We start from the raw sequence: 21,210 nt of genomic DNA, 5'->3' as shown, positions 1-21,210 counted from the left end.
CATTAGAAGTTTTTTAAAAATTGAGAAAAAAAGTCATCTATACTATAATGGTCATTGTAAACGTATGCAAAGGGGGACTGTTTGATGAAAGTGGAAACGCTACCATCAGTAAAAGGGGACTATCATTTAAATGATTATGAGCAAGCATACAAAGAATTTTCATGGGAGGAAGCGAGAAAAAATTTCTCTTGGTATGAAACAGGAAAAGTAAATGCAGCTTATGAAGCGATTGACAGACATGCGGACTCGTTTCGTAAAAACAAGGTGGCGCTTCACTACAAAGATTCACAGCGGGATGAAAAGTATACGTTCAGGGATATGAAAATCAAGACAAACAAAGCAGGAAATCTATTAAGAGAACAGGCACATGTGCAAAAAGGGGATCGCGTGTTTATCTTTATGCCAAGATCACCTGAGCTCTATTTTCTACTGCTTGGTGCTGTCAAAATTGGTGCGATCGTCGGTCCGTTATTTGAGGCATTTATGGAAGGTGCCGTCAAAGATCGTTTAGAAAATAGTGAGGCAAAAGTGATTGTGACAACGCCTGATCTGCTTGAGCGGATTCCGTTTGCAGAACTTCCAAAGCTTGAATCCGTCATCATTGTCGGTGGTGAAAAAGAGGATGCAGATGGTGTGCGGACAATTCACTTTGAAGAAGCATTTGAGCAGGCAGCGAAGGAACTTGAAATTGAGTGGATGGATGAAAAAGATGGATACCTGCTTCATTACACGTCAGGGTCCACTGGTACGCCAAAAGGTGTGCTCCATGTTCATGGGGCAATGGTGCAGCAAGGCCAGACGGGTAAATGGGTACTTGATTTGAAAGAAGAAGATGTCTACTGGTGTACAGCTGATCCAGGCTGGGTAACAGGGACGGTGTACGGTATTTTTTCTCCGTGGCTGAATGGAGCGACGAATGTCATTTTAGGCGGCAGGTTCAACCCTGATACGTGGTACGAAACCATTGAATCGCTTGGTGTGACCGTTTGGTACAGTGCACCGACAGCCTTCAGAATGTTGATGGGAGCAGGAGACGATCTCATTCAAAAATATGATCTCAGCTCACTCCGTCATGTGTTAAGTGTAGGAGAGCCACTTAATCCAGAAGTGATCCGCTGGGGAGACGCTGTATTCGGTAAACGAATTCATGATACTTGGTGGATGACAGAAACAGGTGCACAGCTGATTTGTAACTATCCATGCATGGATATCAAACCAGGGTCAATGGGGAAACCAATTCCAGGCGTTGAAGCTGCGATTGTAGATAATGCCGGAAATGAACTTCCGCCATACCGGATGGGGAACCTTGCCATCAAAAAAGGTTGGCCGTCTATGATGCATACGATCTGGAACAATCCTGAAAAATATGAATCTTACTTTATGCCGGGAGATTGGTATGTTTCAGGAGATTCAGCTTATATGGATGAAGACGGATACTTCTGGTTCCAGGGACGTGTCGACGATGTCATTATGACGTCAGGAGAGCGGGTCGGTCCATTTGAGGTAGAAAGTAAACTGGTGGAACATCCGGCCATTGCAGAGGCTGGTGTCATCGGAAAACCAGATCCTGTGCGCGGTGAAATTATTAAAGCATTTATAGCGCTTAGAAGCGGATACGAACCGACAGATGAGCTAAAAGAAGAGATTCGTACGTTTGTGAAAAAAGGACTCGCTGCACATGCAGCACCGAGAGAAATTGAGTTTAAAGACAAACTGCCAAAAACACGCAGCGGTAAAATTATGAGACGTGTGCTAAAAGCGTGGGAACTGAATTTACCTGCTGGCGATCTCTCGACAATGGAAGATTAATCACTTCCGTCAGTTGACTTGATATCAAAAGTATGTTAAAAATGACTTTAGTTGAATATGAAAAGGTTTTGACTGAGATTCAGTAGAATCATCTTTCCCTGTCCAAGAGAGCTGACGGCTGGTGCGAGTCAGTACAAAGAGATATTCGAATTACCCTCACGAACCGCTTTTACGAAAAGGAGCATATGCTATCTGATTAGTGAAAGAACGGATCTGTCCGTTATCAGTGTAAGTGAAAAGACGTGTTGTTTTGTCTTTTAAGCAGGGTGGTACCGCGATATATATCGTCCCTTCGTTCATTCGAAGGGGCGTTTTTTATGTTGAATTGTAAAAAAAGGAGATTTGGATATGAGTCAATTGATGGAAGATTTATCGTTCAGAGGATTAATTCAGCAGCAAACAGATGAAGAAGGTTTAACAAAATTATTAGCAGAAGAAAAAATCAAGCTATACTCCGGCTTTGATCCAACAGCTGACAGCTTGCACATTGGTCACTTACTCCCAATTTTAACATTGCGCAGATTCCAAGAAGCAGGTCATCATCCGATTGCACTTGTTGGCGGCGCAACTGGACTGATTGGTGACCCAAGTTTCAAAAAAGCAGAACGTTCACTAAACCCAGCAGAAATCGTCGAACAGTGGTCAGAGAAAATCAAAGGACAGCTCTCTCAATTCCTTGATTTTGAAGCAGGTGACAACCCAGCTGTTATCGTCAATAACTATGACTGGATCAGTCAAATGAATGTCATCACGTTCCTTCGTGATATTGGAAAGAACTTCGGTGTCAACTTCATGCTCGCAAAAGATATCGTCAGCTCCCGTATTGAAACAGGGATTTCGTACACAGAATTCAGCTACGTGATTCTGCAATCATTAGACTTTTTGAACCTTTACAGAAATGAAAACTGTAAGCTGCAAATCGGCGGAAGTGACCAGTGGGGAAATATCACATCTGGACTTGAGTTGATCCGTAAGTCAGAAGCAGAAGGGGCTAAAGCATTCGGTCTCACCATGCCGCTTGTCACAAAAGCAGACGGCACGAAGTTTGGGAAAACAGAAGGCGGTGCCATCTGGTTAGATAAAGAAAAAACATCACCATATGAATTCTACCAATTCTGGATTAACACAGATGACCGTGATGTCGTGAAATACTTAAAATACTTTACGTTCTTATCAAAAGAAGAGATCGCATCGTATGAAGAAAAAGTGCAAACAGCCCCTGAAAAACGTGAAGCACAGCGCCGTTTGGCAGAAGAAGTCACAACACTTGTGCATGGCCGTGAATCACTAGAACAGGCTGTCAACATCTCAAATGCGCTATTTAAAGGCGAGATCAAATCTCTTACAGCAGAAGAAGTGAAAGTAGGCTTTAAAGATGTGCCATCAATGGAGAAAGACAGTGCAGAAGAATTAACACTTGTTGATGTTCTTGTCGAATCAAAACTGTCTCCATCAAAACGTCAAGCACGTGAAGATATTACAAACGGTGCCGTCTACATCAACGGAGAGAGACAAACCGACAAAGACTATGTCCTTTCAGCTGAAGACCGAATTGAAAACCAATTTACCGTCTTAAGAAGAGGGAAAAAGAAATACTTCCTTGTAACGTATAAATAAATCCTTATGAAACAGTAAGTACCATGAAAAGCACCTCAAATGTTCATATACATTGAGGTGTTTTTCTTTTTTATTCAGAAGTAGGAATTAAGCTTTTACAGAGCGGTTTTCTCTCATTTGTCTGTTTCTTATTCAAGAAGTGAATCTTCGTTTGTATAAGCATGTTCTACCTTACAAATTCGGGTTGTATAGGATTCATACCAATCTTTTTTTCCTTTTTTTTGAACACGCTGATGTGCTGTATGTGCTTTCCATTCTTTGATGGCTGCTAATGAATCCCAGTAAGAGACAGTGATTCCAACACCATGTTCATCTCGTGCACTTTCTATTCCAAGAAACCCGTCTAGTTCTTTCGCTAATTGTTCCATTTTTTGAGCAGCAGCAGCGTATTCTTTCTGCTCAACATTCGTTCGTTTTGATGTGAAAATCACTGCATAGTAAGGTGGTGCAGGTGTTTGAGTAAATAGCATCTAGTAGAACCTCCTTTTGTCTATTCACATTATATATGAAAGATAGAGTGGCTCGTAGTCTTTTTGTTTTAGTTTCAAAAAGACCATGGTGCTTTTTCATTAGGTATTGTGCTGTAAAATCATCTCATAAAACATTACCTTGTTCACTTTTCTGACATATTTTTCTTGTATAAAATAGAGTCGAATAAGATGAATAAGGGGGAATGAAAGTGATTCGATTTAAGAAAAAGAGTTTGCAAATTCTTGTTGCCCTTGCCTTAGTGCTAGGTTCAATGGCCTTCATCCAGCCGAAAGAAGTCAAAGCGGCTGCGCATAATCCGGTTGTGATGGTGCATGGTATGGGCGGTGCGTCTTATAACTTTGCTTCGATCAAACGATACTTAGTATCACAGGGCTGGGATCAAAACCAACTTTTTGCAATCGATTTCATAGACAAAACAGGCAATAACCTGAACAATGGCCCGAGGCTCTCTAGATTCGTGAAAGATGTACTAGCCAAAACGGGCGCCAAAAAAGTAGATATTGTGGCTCATAGTATGGGTGGTGCGAACACGTTATACTATATTAAAAACCTAGACGGCGGAGATAAAATTGAAAACGTCGTCACACTTGGTGGAGCGAATGGACTCGTATCACTCAGAGCATTACCAGGCACCGATCCAAATCAAAAAATTCTTTACACATCTGTCTATAGCTCAGCCGATCTCATTGTCGTCAACAGCCTCTCACGCTTAATTGGCGCGAGAAACGTCCTCATCCACGGCGTTGGACATATCGGTCTATTAACCTCAAGCCAAGTCAAAGGCTATGTGAAAGAAGGATTGAATGGCGGAGGACAGAATACGAATTAAAAAATGAAAAAGACAGCGATTTGTGCTGTCTTTTTTGATGTCATGGTTATATAGGGTCTACTAGGTGTTGCAGAAGGTTTTTAGGAGGATAAAAGATGACGCAAAAACTCAAACAATATTTCTTAGGCTACTTTCTCTATTTCCCATGTTCATTTCTGATTATCTATATGATCTGGATGGCAATCGTCAAATCAGTGCAATGGGCAGAAGTCATATCTAATTGTACATCCATCATTGGTATCTATTACTTAATAGCCAGTGTGTGGTTTGTCTTTTTACTGCAAAAACAGACAAAACATCGTACATAGCCAAATAAAAACATGTACAAATCAACCATCATTCCTTACACTACATATAATGAACGAGACTCTTTGGAGGTGGGGATTTGTGCAACAACATCAAAAGGCTTTGATTATGGTCGATGTACAGAAAGCATTCGAGCACGAAAAATGGGGAGAACGGAATAACCTAGATGCAGAGAAGAATATCAGTCGTCTATTGACGTTTTGGAGAGAAAAAGGCTGGACAGTCATTCATATTCAGCATACATCGGATCAGCCGCACTCCTTATTTCATCCAGCAAATGAAGGGCACTCCTTCAAAGAGGTCGCCAAACCGCTAGATGAAGAAACGGTCATACAAAAGAAAGTCAACAGTAGCTTTATAGGTACAAACTTAGAGGAACAACTAAGATCGAACGAGATCGACACTATTGTGATCGCTGGACTCACAACACCACACTGCGTATCTACCACAACAAGAATGAGTGGAAACCTAGGCTTTGAGACATACCTCATTTCGGATGCGACAGCCGCCTTTGGACTCGCAGATCAAACCGGTACATACTATGATCCAGAAACGATCCATCGCCTTTCACTTGCAACACTGCATGACGAATTTGCGACTGTCCTGACAACAGAGCAGCTGATCACAAATTGGGCAAGCAAAAGCTCCTAGAATCATCTCTAGGAGCTTTTTGCTTGTTCATCCAGCGGCTGTTTTCGTTGTTCAATACTTGAGTATATGAGATCTATTCCAATAAATAAGAAGCTGACAAAGAAAGATAAAATGAGTGTGCCGTGCTCCAAAATTGAGATATTTACTAGTTTTATGTAAAGGACATACTTAATCGAGAGGTGTAAAACGATCCAAGAACTGATCCACTCCAAAGCAAAAGTCAGCCATGAAGGGAATTTGAGTAAATAAGCCAGCCCTTTGCCTATGAAAAGAAGAAAAGGTGACCAAAAAACCACGATTCCACTCACCAATAAAGAGAACGAGATGAAAGAAAAAAATGAATCATATGTGATGTAATCTCCAAAAAGATAGTTTATCCCTAAAGCGACGATGCACAGCATGACACTTGGAACAGCGATCACGAGGCAGAGAGAAAAATAAAGCAGTAATATGAACGATATCGTAGCCAGTAGGTTTGGTGGTGCATCTATGACCTGCTTTTTTCTTAAAAGAGAATAGGCGAAAATAGACAAGAAAAAGAGAACAAAAATCATGACTATGGTAAAAAACATGGAATTCCTCCAGCTTAGTGCGTTAGAAAAAAATCTCTATCATCATTGTACCAATAGACAAACGGCAGCTAAATGATATTTTTTTCCTATAGTTGCATGTGGGAATGACAATCACGTAATGAAGCGTGAAGGTGGTTATGCTGCAAAGAAAGGTTTTTAAATATGGAAGGTAACTTCCAATGTTTTCATGTATAATAGAGAGCGTACAAATGTACGGCGTACTCAAAGGTGGTCTTGGCTAAATCCCCTTGAAAGGGGGTGCAGCCTATGTCAACTTTTCAAGCATTGTCCCTTATGTTTTTATTTGGGATGTTTATTCTTGCTTTGTTGACGTATATAGACAAAAAGAAATAGACCACCCTTTGAGCCTAGACAACTTGTAGGGTAGGTCCATTTATTGTGTACCTTCTAGCCAGCTCACTTTGAGCCAAGCATTTGTGCATTGCCGGGATGTGACAGCATCCTGGCTTCTTTTAATTTACGCTACATCTATTTGTATTATAACATAAAAAGGATTTTGTTAAACACTGTCATACATCCACTCTCATCTAGTTAGGTGTTAGAACATGATGGAATACAAACAAAAAACCCTAGAAATCCTTGAACAATCAAGGTCTCTAGGGTTTGTTTGATCACTCTCTGAGAGAGTCATGAAATTAACGAGAGTAGAACTCAACGATTAGTTGTTCGCTGATTTCAGGCGCTAATTCAGAACGCTCTGGAAGACGAGTGAAAGTTCCTTCAAGCTTTTCAGCATCGAAAGTAAGGTATTCAGGTACGAAGTTGTTCACTTCAACTGATTCTTTCACAACTGCAAGGTTTTGAGATTTCTCACGAAGAGCAATCGTTTGACCTGGTTTCACAGAGAAAGATGGGATGTCTACACGGCTTCCATCAACAAGGATGTGACCATGGTTTACTAGCTGACGAGCTTGGCGGCGCGTACGAGCAAGGCCAAGACGGTATACTAGGTTGTCAAGGCGAGTTTCAAGAAGGATCATGAAGTTTTCACCTTGTTTACCAGGAAGTTTAGCAGCTCTGTCAAAAAGAGTACGGAATTGACGTTCGTTGACACCGTACATGTGACGAAGCTTTTGCTTCTCTTGTAATTGTAAACCGTATTCAGATAGTTTTTTGCGTTGTCCTGGACCATGTGGGCCTGGAGCGTAAGGGCGTTTTTCAAGTTCCTTACCTGTTCCGCTTAATGAAATGCCTAAACGGCGGGAAATCTTCCAACTTGGACCTGTATAGCGAGCCATAATGTGACTCCTCCTTATTGTTTTTATTTGTGAAAAATAAAAACCGTCTGTTCTTTGTCTTTTCCGTCATTATGTTTTCATGCATCCTCGCTCCAGCAGCAGGGAGTTACAAGATGCACCTCCATATAGAAGGAACAAAATGATACAAAAAAGCCGAACAAAAAGGCTGCCATATTTCACACAAACTCTATTATATGACGCCAGATAGGAGAAGTCAACCTATTTAAAGAGGAGAAGGTCAAACGTGGTCGGCATTCATTCGGGAAGAAAGCAAAACAAAAAAGCAGACGCATTGTCTGCTTTTCAAGTATCATGACACATCAGTAGATGCTGATAACGCATTTTGGACAACCTCTGTAAATTGAACTAAGTACGTTTCATCTATTGCATTGAAACGATCTTTCACTGGACTGTCAATATCGAGTACCCCAATGATTTGTCCATTTACTTTAAGTGGGATCACAATTTCAGATTGCGATGCTGCATCACATGCAATATGACCAGGGAATGCATGCACATCAGCGATACGCTGTACATCACCTGTCGCAAATGCTGTACCGCAAACCCCTTTTCCAGAAGGAATGCGTACACATGCGGGCAGTCCGTTGAATGGACCAAGCACAAGCTCTCCGTCTTTTGCTAAATAAAATCCAGCCCAATTGACTTCAGGAAGCGAGTGATAAAGCAGCGCCGCAGCATTGGCTAGGTTGGCAATGAGATCAGGTTCACCATCCGTAATCGCTTCTACTTGCTTGATGAGTAATTGATAGTCTTTCGATGGATCGCCAGACTGTTTTTCGACATGAAACATGAAAATCTCCTACTTTCTATCTCAAAAATACATAACTTGCGCTTCGCATGTGGGATTTGTCGAGCAATGATTAAAGGAACTTCCGCCTTCACCTTGAAGTATGTACACATGAAGAGGGGTGAGCGGATGAAAACATCAACAACCGTGCAAACAAAAGACCGTATTATTGAAGCTGCCATCAGACTTTTTAACCAAAAAGGATTTTCTGGAACCTCTGTCCGTGAGATTGCGAAGGAAGCAAACGTCAACGTTGCCCATATATCTTATTACTTTCAAGGAAAAGGAGGGCTGCTTGAGCAGCTCGTATCCGATTTTTATGAAGGCTATATTCAGATGATTGAATCGCACATCCAGCACATGGAAACCCGTCATGCAAAAGAATGTTTACTTCATGTGGTTTTTGATATTTTATCTTATCAGCATGAAAATCGTCAATTAACCCGTTTCGTTTATCGAGAAGTGACCATTGATTCAACGCTGATCAGGGAAATCATGTCCACCTATTTAACAAAGGAAAAATACTTGTTTCAGCTTATCATTGAAAAAGGAAAAAGCACCCATGTGATTTGTAAGCAGCTGTCACTCTCATCATTTATGATCCAGCTAAAATCACTTCTGATGATGCCTTATCTGCAGCCGCAATATTTAACAGAGGTGCTTTATATCAACCCAAATGAGCCTTACTTTTATCAAACGTACTATAAGGAACTGAGCCGGTCGCTTCATCATCTGTTAGAACCAAATGAACCCGCACTTGATCCTCACCTGAAACTCATGATGTCTTCAAATTGATCATATGCATACCCGAGATCTTCCGCTTGATGGGCATCAGACCCGAATATGAGCGGAATTTTTTTCTGTTTTGCAAGATCAATCATCCATTGATCTAAATAGATACTTCTGGCATATGTTTTACGAAGACCTGATGTATTAAAATCTAAGGACATGCCTTTTTTTGCCGTTTCTTCAAGACAAAGGGTGACCCTTTGACATAGTTTTGGCGACATTTCGTATGGGAAAAGTTGCTTGAATTTCTGGACAAGGGTGATATGACCGATTCTCTTTGGCTTATATGGACCTAAAGATGATAGAATAGAAGAATGAATTTGGTCATAGTAGCTTTGATAGACGTGTTCGGTGCTGCCATAGATGCTGATCAACTGCTTGAAGGCGTGCTCATCAAAATCAAGACAAATATAATCATTGCCAGCAGGAAGAAAGTGAACAGATAAAATGCTATCTTCTAGTTCAGGTCCGTAGCAGTCTAAAAAGGCACTTGTTTCCTCTTCATACTCTTTGATATAGTCGACCTCAAGCCCAGTTTTTACTATTAACTGTCCTTTGTATTCCTGTTTCAGCTGATCCAGCTTCGTCAAATAGGCTTCAAGGTCTTGAAGCTTCATGGCACTATCCTGCTCAGGCGTTGGATCTCGAAACGAAGGAGGCAGCGGGGCATGCTCGGTAAAGGTGATGGAATCAAATCCCTTTTTCATTGCTTTTTCAATATAAGAATGAAAAGGATCAAGCGTACCGTGCGGGCAAAATGGCGTATGTAAATGTGCATCTTGTTTCAACATGTCGTCACCTCTTGTCGATATTTTGAAAAACGTCATGTTTATCAGCGAAAATAATGAAAAATCATGACCAAAAATGCTGGTTACATGGTATCATAATAACAATGAAAACGACAGCTTCCGCATACATAAAAACAGGTCACATCAATACATGTGGCCAAATGATAGAAAGCCTGAATGACTTTCTTGAAAAAACATACATAAAACGGTGAATGGATCGTATTGGCAAAAATACAATCCTGCTTATAAAAAACAAATGCAAAGCGGACACGAAAGGGTTCTCAGGTCTACTCGGGACACTACCCTGACATCACTTAGATCACAACAAGGGGGCTCATTATGGAGTTTATCATCGGTTTAATTGTCATTTTGCTTGCTTTGTTTTCAGTCGGTTATTTCCTCAGAAAAAATATATATAAAGAGATTGACCGATTGGAAGCATGGAAAATTGAAATTTTAAACAGATCAATTGTAGAAGAAATTTCAAAAATCAAACATTTAAAAATGACCGGAGAAACAGAGCAGTTTTTTGAAAGATGGCGTGCAGAGTGGGACGATATCGTCACAGCCCATCTTCCAAAGGTAGAGGAGCTATTATATGATGCAGAGGAGTATTCTGATAAATATCGATTCTCCAAAGCAAAGCAAGTTCTTGCACATATAGGAGATCTGCTCACCGCTGCTGATTCAAACATCGAAGACATTTTAAAAGAGATTGCAGACCTTGTCACAAGTGAAGAGCAAAACCGAAAAGACATCGAGAAGGTCAAAGAGCAATATCAAACGGTACGAAAAAATCTACTTGCTTACAGCCATTTATATGGCACCCTTTATGACAAAATGGAGCAGGACTTGGACGAGGCCTGGGAAGGGATCAAGCAGTATGAAGAAGAGACAGAAAACGGAAACTACATGACAGCAAGGAAAATTTTGCTTGAGCAAGACCGCAGACTCGATCAGCTGCAATTATATATCAATGATGTACCGAAGCTCATCGCAGACTGTAAACAAACTGTGCCAGGTCAGCTGACGAAGCTGAAAGACGGTTATAAAGAAATGACAGACAAAGGCTACAAGCTAGAGCACATCCAGATCACAAAAGAGCTGGAGAACTTGAATAAACAGCTGACCCGTGCGGAGAAGCTGCTGATTGATGAACTCAACTTAGATGAAGCATCAAGCATTCTGCAAATGATTGATGATGCGATTCAGACGCTGTATGATCAGTTAGAAGCAGAAGTAGAAGCAGGTCAGGAAATCAAGAGCAAAATGCCTGAGCTGACCGAAGCATTTGAAAAACTTGAACAAGACCACACGCAGACAAAGGCAGAAACGGCTCTTGTGAAAGAAAGCTACAAGCTGACAGCAGGAGAGCTGGATCAGCAGAAAGCATTCGAAAAACGATTAGAAGAAATTGAAAAGCTTATGAAGCAAATACGAGAGAAGCTTGATCGTGACCATGTCGCATACACATTATTAATGGATGAAATCAATCAGCTTGAGACCTTTATTGAGGATGCCAAAACACTTCATGAAGCGTTTAAAGATCACCTTCAATCGTTACGAAAAGAAGAATTACAGGCAAGAGAAACATTGGCTGAACTTAAAACCATGTTGACAGATACAGTGCGCCAGCTGCACAAAAGCAACATTCCAGGTGTACCTGCTGACATCAAAGATCGTGCTGAAAAAGCGCAGGAGATGATTCAGCAAGTGCAGGAGCAGCTAGAGAATTTGCCGCTGAATATGCCAGCAGTGAACCAGCAATTAAAAGAAGCCTCTGAAACAGTCAGACATGTGGTTGATGAAACACATGACATGCTTCGTAAAGTGGATCAAATTGAACGGATTATACAATACGGCAACCGGTTTAGAAGTCAAAACCACATTCTTTCAGAGCAATTAAAAGAGGCAGAACGAAGATTTTATGCCTATGATTATAACGATTCATTTGAAGTGGCAGCAGCTGCTGTCGAAAAAGCATCACCTGGAGCCGTCCAGAAGCTTTTAACTCAGCAAGAAAAAGAATATCAGCATCAATAAAAAAGCTGAAGTCCATTTTAGGACTTCAGCTTTTTCCATGTTATGAAGCTTGCTTTTGGCGTTCTTCTGAAGCAGAAGAAGTGAATAGAGAGATAACAAATCCAATCACGACTCCGAGTATGGCAGGCATAATCCAGCCAATGCCAAGGTCATATAGCGGCAAGATCGTTTGAAAGAGATCTTTCACAGGACCAATCGGCAGTTTCGCCGCTGCTAAGCCGTCAAACAGACTGACGCAGCCAGTTAAAATCAAAGTAAGGACATACACAGGTCTTCTTTGACCAAGCCATTTATCTGCCAGCGACAAAACAATGATGACAATCGCTAGCGGGTAGATGGCAGTTAACACTGGTACAGAGAAAGCGATAATATGAGCAAGTCCAAAATTTGAAATGATAAAACTGAATAATGTCACGAGTGTAACGACCATTTTATAAGAAAGTTTAGGTAATAAATTCGAGAAATACTCTCCACATGATGTAACAAGACCGATACTTGTCGTTAAACAAGCCACCGTAATTGCAGCGCCTAACACGATATTTCCTAAGCTGCCAAATAAGAATTGAGAAGACTGCGCCAAGATTTTACTGCCATCTCCAACAAACCCAATGGCGTTAGTACTTGAAGCGCCTAAATAAGCAAGTGATAGATAAACAAATGTTAATCCGCAAGCTGCAATCAGACCCGCTTTGATACAAGCAGAAGTCAGCGCCTTTTTACTTGTCACACCGCGTCCTTTAATGGCGTTTATGACAACGACTCCAAACACAATAGAAGCAAGAGCGTCCATTGTTTTATAGCCCTCTAGAAATCCTTTGAAAAATGACCCGTTGCTGTAAGAGACATCAGGTGTGCCAATGGCGCCCATCGGCGTTAGAATGGCTTTGACAATAATAATAAAAATAATCGTAAATTTAATCGGTGTTAACACTTTCCCTACACGATCCACAATCTTCGTTGGATTTAGAGCAAGATAATAAGTAATACCAAAAAAGACAAGTGTGAATACAAGAAGTGAAAGCCAAGCTGGTACACCTGCTAAAAAGGGTAATGCACCAATTTCATATGAAACCGTTCCTGTACGAGGAATAGCGAAAAGTGGCCCGATAGATAAATATAAAATGACGGTAAACGCTGTTCCAAAAGCTGGGTGAGCTTTATCAGCTAACCCTTTTGCATCTCGACCTGTCAAAGCGATTGCAATAATCCCTAGAAGAGGTAAACCGACACCTGTTAATAAAAATCCGCCCATTGCTTTCCACACATTTTGCCCAGCATATTGCCCAAGCTCTGGTGGATAAATCATATTACCGGCGCCGAAGAATAGAGCAAACAGCATAAAACCTATGATAACCGTATCTTTCGTCGACAAAGTTGCCTTCATTGCATTTAAAGCCTCCATTATTATGTTGAAATATTCTGTTAATTAGTTGCTAGGTAACCGTTCATCATTAACAATCACTAATTATAAAGGATGTACGCCTGATGTCAACATGTGTTTTCGTACAAAAGTCATGAATTTTTCTATTTTAGTATATGAAGAACAATAAAAAAACATCCCCTTCTTCTTTGGAAGGGGATGTTTTGATTTGCGATGATTATGAGGCAAGTTGCTTTGGTGGGCTGGTAAACATGGAAATAAGTACACCAATCAAAGCACCGATAATAGCTGGTATGATCCAGCCAATGCCTAAATCGTAAAACGGAACAATTGATTTCAAGATGCCAGGCAAGCCGCCTAGATTCACTTCTGCAGCTAATAATCCATCAATAATGGCAAAGAAACCAGTAAAGATGAGAGAAGTGATATAAATGATTCTTCTGCCATTAATCCAGCGATCAAGGAATGACAATAAAATAATCACAATGGCTAGTGGATAGATGGTCACAAGAACTGGAACGGATAGTGAGATGATCTGTGCGAGTCCAAGGTTTGCAACCAGTGTACTAAATAAAGAGACGATCAGAACGACTGTGCGATAAGACAGGCTAGGGAAGAGCTTTGAAAAATATTCTCCACAAGATGAAATAAGTCCAACACTAGTCGTTAAACAAGCGAATAAAATGGCTGCGCCAAGAACAATGTTACCAGCAGAACCGAATAAAAAGTTGGCAGAAAGTGAAAGTAGTTTTCCTCCTTCATTTGCACCAACCATTCCCGTGGCATCGGGGCTTGAAGCGCCCACATAAGCAAGTGAAATGTACACGAGTGCCAGTCCAACAGCTGCTACGAGTCCTGCCTTAATACAAGCTGCTGCAAGAGATTTTCGCTCTGTGATGCCTCTGTCCTTAACAGCTGTCACCACGACGATTCCAAATACGATAGAAGCAAGTGCATCCATTGTTTTATAGCCTTCTAAAAATCCAGTGAAAAGCGGATTTGCCTCATATGTTTTATCTGGAGCACCGATCATTCCCATTGGCGTAGCAATGGCTTTAATGACAATAATAGCAATAACAGTTAATAAGATCGGTGTCAAAATTTTACCAATACGATCAACCAGCTTTGAAGGATTTAACGCAAGCAAGTATGAAATAGTGAAAAACACTACGGTAAAGATGAATAGTGGTACCCATGAAGTGGCTTGGGCACCTGAGAGAAATGGAGCTAATCCTATCTCATACGAAACCGTACCAGTTCGCGGAATGGCGAAAAATGGTCCAATGGATAAATACAGAATCACGGTGAAGATAGTCCCGAATTTAGGGTGTGCTTTATCGGCAAGGCCTTTGGCTCCGGTACCAGTAAGGGCGACAGCAATAACCCCTAATAGTGGAAGACCTACGCCTGTAAGTAGGAATCCGCCGATGGCAAGCCATACGTTTTCACCAGCATATTGTCCAAGAACAGGCGGGAAAATCATATTTCCTGCGCCAAAGAATAATGCAAAAAGCATTAGTCCAATAGCCAATGTTTCTTTTATACTTAAACTATTTTTCAAAATAGTCCCTCCTCAATCAGTGTATTGTGTCAAATTTAAATATTCTGACAATTTAGGTGTTTATATGACAATTGCACTATGGATGATATAGTGAAAATGAAAAGTTGTCAACTGCCATTTTCAGAAAATTCTCTGTCTGACTTCATTATGGTAACATATAAATGCATTTATTTTTTAAGTTTTTTTGTAAGGAGTTTAAGATATGATTTATCTTGATAATAGTGCCACAACAAAGCCTTATCCAGAGGTTTTACAAGTGCATCAGCAAGTGAGTGAGCGTTTTTTTGGGAATCCGTCTTCGCTGCATCAAATTGGAATTGATGCGAGCCGTCTATTAAGTGAAACGCGAAAACAAATCCTTCACTATACAGGCTTTACACAATATGAGATTATTTTTACTTCAGGTGCAACAGAAGCAAATAACATTGCCATCAAAGGGGCTGCTCTTGCCAAGATGAACCGAGGCAGACATATTGTCACAACAGCGATTGAGCATCCATCTGTCATCGAATCGTTTGAACAGCTGAAAACATTATTTGGCTTTGATATTTCCTATATTCAAGTAAATGAGCATGGCCGTGCAGATATGACGCATTTAAAAGAAGTGCTTCGCCCTGATACAGTGCTTGTCAGTCTCATGCATGTAAACAATGAAACAGGCGCGATTCAGCCGATAGAGGAAGCGGCAAGCATCATTCGGACGTATGCCAAAGAGGCGATTTTTCATGTCGACGGCGTACAAGGAATTGGCAAGGTTCCGCTGCCTAAAGAGATGGATATTGATCTTTTAACGATGTCAGGCCACAAGATTCACGGCCTGAAGGGAACAGGTGCCCTCTTTTTAAAGAAAGAGATCGTGCTTGCCCCTTTTATCACAGGAGGAGAGCAGGAACTTGGCCTTCGCTCAGGGACTGAGAACCCTGCTGGAGCTGTCAGCTTAGCAAAAGCCATCAAGCAATCATTTGAACACTTAAACAAGCATCATGACGAGATGATCGCTTTAAAAACGGAGCTAGAGCAGCAGCTTGGAAAGATAGAAGGCGTCGTCATAAACACACCGCTGACACATAGTGCACCGCACATTGTGAATTTTTCAGTGCCAGGTATTCAAATTGAAGTCCTTCTGCATATGCTCGAAAAAGAAGGCATTTACGTTTCGACAACGTCTGCTTGTTCTGCTAAGAAAAAGGAACCAAGCCGTGTCCTGCTGGCGATGGGGAAATCAGAAGAAGCAGCCAAAAGCAGCATGAGAATCAGTTTGACATATGGACAAGGACCAGAGCTAGCGCCGCAAATCATCACATCGATCGCACAAAGTGTGAAAAAATTAAAAGGAATGAGATAACAACATGAAGTATGACCATATTTTAGTCCGTTTTGGTGAGATTTCAACAAAAGGGAAAAATAGAAAGAAATTTATCGAAAAACTAAGACAGCATATCCGGTTTGTATTAAAAGACTTTGAAGCATTAAAGTATGCATCTGATAGAGACCGCATTACGATCATGCTAAACGGAGAAGACCCTGAACCGATTTCAGAACAGCTTAAAGGTGTATTTGGCATTCAAAGCTTTAGCCTGGCTGTAAAATGTGAGACAAATCTTGATGCCATCAAAGAAGCGGCACTCTCAGCGGTTCAGGAAGTGTATGAACAAGGAAATACATTTAAGGTCTCAACGAAACGCTCTTATAAACAATTTGAGCTTGATTCAAATGAAATGAACCGAGAAATTGGTGGACATGTTTTAAGGAATACAGACAACTTAACCGTTAATGTGAAACAGCCAGATGTTCACTTGCGAATTGAAATAAGAGAACACGCGACGTACATTACATTTAAAGATGTAAAAGGTGCAGGCGGACTGCCAGTTGGTTCAAGCGGAAGAGCGATGCTGATGCTCTCTGGCGGCTTTGACAGCCCAGTGGCCGGCTATCAGGCAATGAAACGAGGCATTCAAATTGAAGCTGTTCATTTCTTTAGCCCACCTTATACAAGTGAACGGGCTAAGCAAAAGGTCATTGATCTAGCGGAATGCTTAGCTGCCTATGGAGGCGAAGTCAAGCTTCACATCGTTCCTTTTACAAAAATCCAAGAGCTCATTCACAAACAAGTACCAGAAAACTATACGATGACTTCAACGAGAAGAATGATGCTCAAAATTGCAGATAAAATAAGAGCCAAGCGTGATGCGCTTGCCATTATTACAGGTGAAAGCCTTGGTCAAGTGGCAAGTCAGACACTTGAAAGCATGTATGCCATTAATCATGTCACAAACACACCGATCATTCGCCCGCTGATTGCCGTGGATAAGAATGACATTATCGAAGAAGCGAGACGAATTGGCACATATGAGACAAGCATTCAGCCATTTGAGGATTGCTGCACGATCTTTACGCCGCCATCTCCAAAAACAAAACCAAAACTTGAAAAAGTAGAACGCTACGAAAGCTTTGCTGAATTCGAGCCAATGCTTGATGAGGCAGTGGAGCAGATCGAAACAATCGTTGTCACAAATGAAAAGAAAGCAGCTGACAAATTCGCTGATTTATTCTAAATAAAAAATTTCATAATAATTACCATAAAATCAATCGCATGAAGTCATGTGTTTCTACACATTCTATATTCACAAGGAGGTGAGAACACATGGCTCAACAAAACAGACAAAGCAGTTCTAATCAATTAGTCGTTCCAGGCGCTGCACAAGCGATCGACCAAATGAAGTACGAAATCGCTTCAGAATTTGGCGTAAACCTTGGACCAGAAACAACAGCTCGCGCTAACGGATCAGTTGGTGGAGAAATCACTAAGCGTCTTGTATCTTACGCTCAACAACATATGGGTGGCGGATCTTTCTAAGACACACAATTAAAAAGCTATGGCTTATGAGCGGGTTTATTCCCGCTCTTTTTTTGTACATAAATTGTTAGAATATTTTTAAAAAAGAAGACGAAATGAAAAAATTATGGCATAATACTAGGAGTAGGTCCTAATTCAAGCATTTTTCAGTTATGAGTGTTAGAATAGGTAAATTGAAACATGATTCGTTTCATAGAAAGAGGCTAAAAGGAGCTGTACCATGAAAAGAGAAGACTTAATTGCACCAGAACAATATAACTTAGTCAGTGAGATTGAAGCGTTCAGTCATGACCAGGAGAAAATCGCCCTGCACTGGCAGGACGGGAATGGCCATGAAGCGCATGTGACATATGCAGCATTAGTAGAAGAGGCGAATAAAATTGGTCATGTTCTATTAAATGCAGGCTTTAAAAAAGGCGATAAAATCATTGTGATGGTGCCTCGTATGCTAGAGGCATACAGCATTTATTTAGCCATTTTAAAAACAGGAATGGTTGTAATTCCTTGTTCAGAAATGCTTCGCGCTAAAGATATAGATTACCGAATTGAGCATGCAGAAGCAAAAGGAGCGATTGTTTACGCATCATTCATTCAATCGTTTGAAGGAACTAATCAGCCAAAAGATTTTAAAACATTCTCAATTGGTGAGAATGATCATGGCTGGACAAACATTGTTGCGCAAAAGGAAGAGCAGTCAAGCGAGTTGAAATTGGCAGACACAACACGTACGGACATGGCATTTCTCTCTTATACATCAGGCACAACAGGTAATCCCAAAGGGGTTGTTCATACACACGGCTGGGCGTATGCACATTTACGTACAGCGGCCAAAGCATGGCTCTCCATTAATGAAGGGGATAAAGTATGGGCAACAGCAGGACCAGGCTGGCAAAAATGGGTGTGGAGTCCTCTCTTATCTGTTTTAGGAAGCGGAGCAGAAGGTTTTGTTTATGGAGGAAAGTTTAATCCGGATACGTACTTAGAGCTGCTTCAAAAAAATGAAATCAATGTTTTATGTTGTACACCAACGGAATATCGGTTTATGGCAAAAGTAGATGACCTCAGTCAGTACGAGCTGCCGAAATTGCATAGTGCTGTTTCTGCGGGAGAGCCACTCAACCGTGAAGTCATCGATACGTTCAAAAAACATTTCGATATCGAAGTGCGAGATGGTTACGGGCAAACAGAAAGCACGCTGCTAGTCGGGGTGCTGAAAGGAATGGACATCAAGCCGGGCAGTATGGGCAAACCAACACCTGGCAATGAAGTAGAGATTATTGATGAGAATGGCCAGATCTGTGCTCCAGGAGAAATAGGTGACATTGCCGTTCATCTTGAAACGCCGGCTTTATTCAAGGAATACTACAAAGATGCAGAGCGTACAAAGGCGCAGCGCCGAGGGGATTACTTTATTACCGGTGACCGTGCGAAAAAAGATGAAGACGGGTATTTTTGGTTTGAAAGCCGCAGGGATGACATCATTGTCAGCTCAGGTTATACAATTGGTCCATTTGAAGTTGAAGATGCACTGATTAAACACCCAGCAGTGAAAGAATGTGCGGTCGTGGCAAGTCCAGATGAAATCAGAGGATCAATCGTGAAAGCATACGTCGTCCTGCGTGATGCATCTACACAAAGCGATGAGCTGATTAAAGAACTGCAAACACACGTGAAAAATACAACAGCACCGTACAAATATCCAAGAGAAATCGAATTCATTGACGAGCTACCAAAAACTCCGTCAGCGAAAATTCGACGTGTCGAGCTGAGAGAAAGAGAGCTTGCGCGAAAATCATCATAACAGTAGAAACAATAAGCGTCTGGATGGAAAATCATCCAGCGCTTTTTTTATTGGACAAATCAAATATGTAAAATTCGTTCATGATGTTTTATGTTAAAATGTGTAAGGATGACTTGAAAAGGAGAATGTTCTGAAAATGTCGATTGCGATAATTCATGGGATTGTGCTTGCCTTTGGTCTTATTTTACCTTTGGGCGCACAAAATGTATTTGTATTTCAGCAAGGAGCCCTTCAGCCTCGATTATATCGCGTAATGCCTGTGGTCATTACAGCTGCTCTCTGCGACACACTTTTAATTACTTTAGCTGTCATTGGGGTTTCGGTTGTTGTACTCACCATCCCTATCTTGCAAATAGGTCTTTTTATCATTGGATTTTTCTTTTTACTTTATATGGGGTGGTCAGTTTGGAACACGAGCTCCGCAACAGGTAATCAAGAAAAGATGGACTTGATGCCTGTGAGAAAACAAATCGTATTTGCCTGTTCCGTTTCCCTATTAAATCCTCACGCGATTCTCGATACGATAGGAGTAATAGGAACGAACTCTCTTCAATATCATGGGGCGGAAAAGGTGGCATTTACCGCAGCCTGTATCATCGTCTCGTGGTTATGGTTTATGGGTCTTGCTCTTCTCGGGAAAATGTTAGGAAAGCTAGATACAAACGGCAAGTGGATGAACCGGATCAATAAAGCATCAGCCGTCATGATCTGGCTGGTTGCATTATATATCGCCTATCAGCTTATTGGATAAAGGATACATAGAGCAAAAGAGACGTGATGCATGAAAATGAGTGCTGAACATGTCATGGGAAAAAGCGTTGGATGGAAAACATCTGGCGCTTTTTTGTTGACTACTATTTCGGGAGAAGCTTCAGTTACATCCTGTTCATTTTTATCAGACATGCTGACGGTTCAATTACCTGTAGGAAATGATCAAAATAGGATCTATGCTACATTATAAAAATGTAATTTAGAGGTTTTAAATGGCTCATAAAGAACAGCGTAAAGGGGCAGTGCTTGCTGTCTTTGATACATTGACGTTTGGTGTACCAGTTTTGCTGTGAAAATTATATAAGAATACGAATAAAACATAGGTTTCATCACGTATCTTTTAGCATCTCTTTACTAATGTGTTCAAAAATCATTTGCATGAGCGATACGCTCATGCTTTTTTCATTCGATCATTTTTTGAAGATGGTTTGATTTAATAGACGGAGAGCTTGTACGATATCATCCATTTGATTTCGGTCAGAGGAAGAAAGGCTGTCCATGAGCATGGATTCAATTTGTTGAAATGCTTTGTCCATACACGCACGGCCTTTTTTAGACAGCATAATGACATGTTTTCGCTTGTCATCTTTATCTTCTTGTCTATCAATGAATTGTTTTTCGTGAAGCTTTTTCAATTCTCTGCTGACATTCGGAAGAGACATGTGCTGACAATCGGCGATTTCGCTAGGTGTTAGCGGCTCACTGACGGCTAACTGCTCCAGAATCAAATATTGTAGAGTGGTTAGATCAGAGGGTTTGATCTTGCTCATCATAGCATGTTTCAGCTCAGAAAAAGTAGAAGCAAATGTGACAAACTCTTTGAAAAAATGTGGGTTTTTCATCATGTTTCACCTCTTACGTACCATACCAAATTTA

At 41.0% G+C, this 21,210-nt stretch carries 21 protein-coding genes and 1 other annotated feature; of the genes, 13 read left to right on the top strand and 8 right to left on the bottom strand.

Annotated elements, in window-relative coordinates:
- The first annotated feature begins 84 nt into the window (after positions 1-84).
- A complete protein-coding gene (gene acsA / locus LCD32_RS13020) occupies positions 85-1,809 on the top strand; it encodes an acetate--CoA ligase (protein WP_017367863.1) in 1,725 nt (574 codons plus the stop codon).
- Positions 1,810-1,868: 59 nt separating this feature from the next.
- Positions 1,869-2,104, top strand: a binding site (T-box leader).
- Between the two features lie 53 nt (positions 2,105-2,157).
- Positions 2,158-3,426: a tyrosine--tRNA ligase gene (gene tyrS / locus LCD32_RS13015; protein ID WP_039964123.1), complete on the top strand. Its 1,269-nt coding sequence runs from the start codon at positions 2,158-2,160 to the stop codon at positions 3,424-3,426.
- Between the two features lie 128 nt (positions 3,427-3,554).
- Here tyrS and LCD32_RS13010 read toward each other — a convergent pair whose 3' ends face one another.
- Complete coding sequence (locus LCD32_RS13010; RefSeq protein WP_007501790.1) at positions 3,555-3,896, bottom strand: antibiotic biosynthesis monooxygenase family protein; 342 nt, start codon at positions 3,894-3,896, stop codon at positions 3,555-3,557.
- 272 nt (positions 3,897-4,168) lie between these two features.
- On the opposite strand from LCD32_RS13010, the gene LCD32_RS13005 reads away from it, so the two are divergent.
- From LCD32_RS13005 to LCD32_RS12995, 3 genes are all read left to right on the top strand, one after another.
- Positions 4,169-4,747: an esterase/lipase family protein gene (locus LCD32_RS13005; protein WP_370648336.1), complete on the top strand. Its 579-nt coding sequence runs from the start codon at positions 4,169-4,171 to the stop codon at positions 4,745-4,747.
- Positions 4,748-4,842: 95 nt separating this feature from the next.
- Positions 4,843-5,055, top strand: a complete 213-nt coding sequence (locus LCD32_RS13000) for a hypothetical protein (protein ID WP_035702043.1) — start codon at positions 4,843-4,845, stop codon at positions 5,053-5,055.
- A gap of 49 nt (positions 5,056-5,104) precedes the next feature.
- Positions 5,105-5,704 carry a cysteine hydrolase family protein gene (locus LCD32_RS12995; RefSeq protein WP_144625029.1) on the top strand — a complete coding sequence of 200 codons (600 nt, stop codon included), beginning with the start codon at positions 5,105-5,107 and terminating at the stop codon, positions 5,702-5,704.
- An 8-nt stretch (positions 5,705-5,712) separates the two neighbouring features.
- Here the strand turns inward: LCD32_RS12995 and LCD32_RS12990 are convergent, their stop codons facing one another.
- Positions 5,713-6,276: a hypothetical protein gene (locus tag LCD32_RS12990; protein ID WP_224563935.1), complete on the bottom strand. Its 564-nt coding sequence runs from the start codon at positions 6,274-6,276 to the stop codon at positions 5,713-5,715.
- Positions 6,277-6,543: 267 nt separating this feature from the next.
- On the opposite strand from LCD32_RS12990, the gene LCD32_RS12985 reads away from it, so the two are divergent.
- Positions 6,544-6,630, top strand: a complete 87-nt coding sequence (locus LCD32_RS12985; RefSeq protein WP_017358303.1) for a putative holin-like toxin — start codon at positions 6,544-6,546, stop codon at positions 6,628-6,630.
- Between the two features lie 302 nt (positions 6,631-6,932).
- On the opposite strand, the gene rpsD is transcribed toward LCD32_RS12985, so the two are convergent.
- Positions 6,933-7,535 carry a 30S ribosomal protein S4 gene (rpsD, locus tag LCD32_RS12980; RefSeq protein ID WP_007501777.1) on the bottom strand — a complete coding sequence of 201 codons (603 nt, stop codon included), beginning with the start codon at positions 7,533-7,535 and terminating at the stop codon, positions 6,933-6,935.
- A gap of 310 nt (positions 7,536-7,845) precedes the next feature.
- The gene (locus tag LCD32_RS12975; RefSeq protein ID WP_008343079.1) at positions 7,846-8,346 is read right to left on the bottom strand and encodes a GAF domain-containing protein; all 501 of its coding nucleotides are present in this window, start codon (positions 8,344-8,346) and stop codon (positions 7,846-7,848) included.
- 126 nt (positions 8,347-8,472) lie between these two features.
- On the opposite strand from LCD32_RS12975, the gene refZ reads away from it, so the two are divergent.
- Positions 8,473-9,138, top strand: a complete 666-nt coding sequence (refZ, locus tag LCD32_RS12970; RefSeq protein ID WP_008343081.1) for a forespore capture DNA-binding protein RefZ — start codon at positions 8,473-8,475, stop codon at positions 9,136-9,138.
- Here the strand turns inward: refZ and hisJ are convergent.
- Entirely contained in the window at positions 9,108-9,923 is an 816-nt protein-coding gene (gene hisJ / locus LCD32_RS12965; protein WP_008343083.1) for a histidinol-phosphatase HisJ, read from the bottom strand. The two genes, refZ and hisJ, sit on opposite strands and share 31 nt — an antisense overlap.
- A gap of 336 nt (positions 9,924-10,259) precedes the next feature.
- Here hisJ and ezrA point away from each other — a divergent pair, with 336 nt between their 5' ends.
- Positions 10,260-11,963, top strand: coding sequence for a septation ring formation regulator EzrA (gene ezrA, locus LCD32_RS12960; RefSeq protein ID WP_007501773.1), 1,704 nt, complete (start codon positions 10,260-10,262; stop codon positions 11,961-11,963).
- A gap of 40 nt (positions 11,964-12,003) precedes the next feature.
- Here ezrA and brnQ (LCD32_RS12955) read toward each other — a convergent pair whose 3' ends face one another.
- Both brnQ (LCD32_RS12955) and brnQ (LCD32_RS12950) read right to left on the bottom strand, forming a co-directional pair.
- Positions 12,004-13,347, bottom strand: coding sequence for a branched-chain amino acid transport system II carrier protein (gene brnQ / locus LCD32_RS12955; protein ID WP_224563931.1), 1,344 nt, complete (start codon positions 13,345-13,347; stop codon positions 12,004-12,006).
- Between the two features lie 214 nt (positions 13,348-13,561).
- On the bottom strand, positions 13,562-14,905 hold the full coding sequence (gene brnQ, locus LCD32_RS12950) for a branched-chain amino acid transport system II carrier protein (protein WP_065460866.1): 1,344 nt from the start codon (positions 14,903-14,905) through the stop codon (positions 13,562-13,564).
- Positions 14,906-15,107: 202 nt separating this feature from the next.
- Here brnQ (LCD32_RS12950) and LCD32_RS12945 point away from each other — a divergent pair, with 202 nt between their 5' ends.
- The 5 genes from LCD32_RS12945 to LCD32_RS12925 all read left to right on the top strand — a co-directional run bounded on the left by LCD32_RS12945 (position 15,108) and on the right by LCD32_RS12925 (position 20,314).
- Complete coding sequence (locus tag LCD32_RS12945) at positions 15,108-16,250, top strand: cysteine desulfurase family protein (protein ID WP_224563927.1); 1,143 nt, start codon at positions 15,108-15,110, stop codon at positions 16,248-16,250.
- A 4-nt stretch (positions 16,251-16,254) separates the two neighbouring features.
- Complete coding sequence (thiI, locus tag LCD32_RS12940; RefSeq protein WP_007501769.1) at positions 16,255-17,460, top strand: tRNA uracil 4-sulfurtransferase ThiI; 1,206 nt, start codon at positions 16,255-16,257, stop codon at positions 17,458-17,460.
- Between the two features lie 89 nt (positions 17,461-17,549).
- The gene (locus tag LCD32_RS12935; RefSeq protein ID WP_003216385.1) at positions 17,550-17,762 is read left to right on the top strand and encodes an alpha/beta-type small acid-soluble spore protein; all 213 of its coding nucleotides are present in this window, start codon (positions 17,550-17,552) and stop codon (positions 17,760-17,762) included.
- A 220-nt stretch (positions 17,763-17,982) separates the two neighbouring features.
- Entirely contained in the window at positions 17,983-19,563 is a 1,581-nt protein-coding gene (gene mbcS / locus LCD32_RS12930) for an acyl-CoA synthetase MbcS (protein ID WP_008343095.1), read from the top strand.
- A 136-nt stretch (positions 19,564-19,699) separates the two neighbouring features.
- Positions 19,700-20,314: a LysE/ArgO family amino acid transporter gene (locus tag LCD32_RS12925; RefSeq protein WP_224563924.1), complete on the top strand. Its 615-nt coding sequence runs from the start codon at positions 19,700-19,702 to the stop codon at positions 20,312-20,314.
- Positions 20,315-20,744: 430 nt separating this feature from the next.
- Here the strand turns inward: LCD32_RS12925 and LCD32_RS12920 are convergent, their stop codons facing one another.
- The gene (locus LCD32_RS12920; protein WP_224563921.1) at positions 20,745-21,179 is read right to left on the bottom strand and encodes a MarR family winged helix-turn-helix transcriptional regulator; all 435 of its coding nucleotides are present in this window, start codon (positions 21,177-21,179) and stop codon (positions 20,745-20,747) included.
- Positions 21,180-21,210: the final 31 nt, after the last annotated feature.

It is taken from the genome of Bacillus sp. RSS_NA_20 (genome assembly GCF_020165915.1).
Classification (GTDB): Bacteria; Bacillota; Bacilli; order Bacillales; family Bacillaceae; genus Bacillus; species Bacillus altitudinis.
The sequence above is the reverse complement of the archived record's forward strand: the minus strand, read 5'-3'. Positions and strand labels throughout refer to the sequence as shown.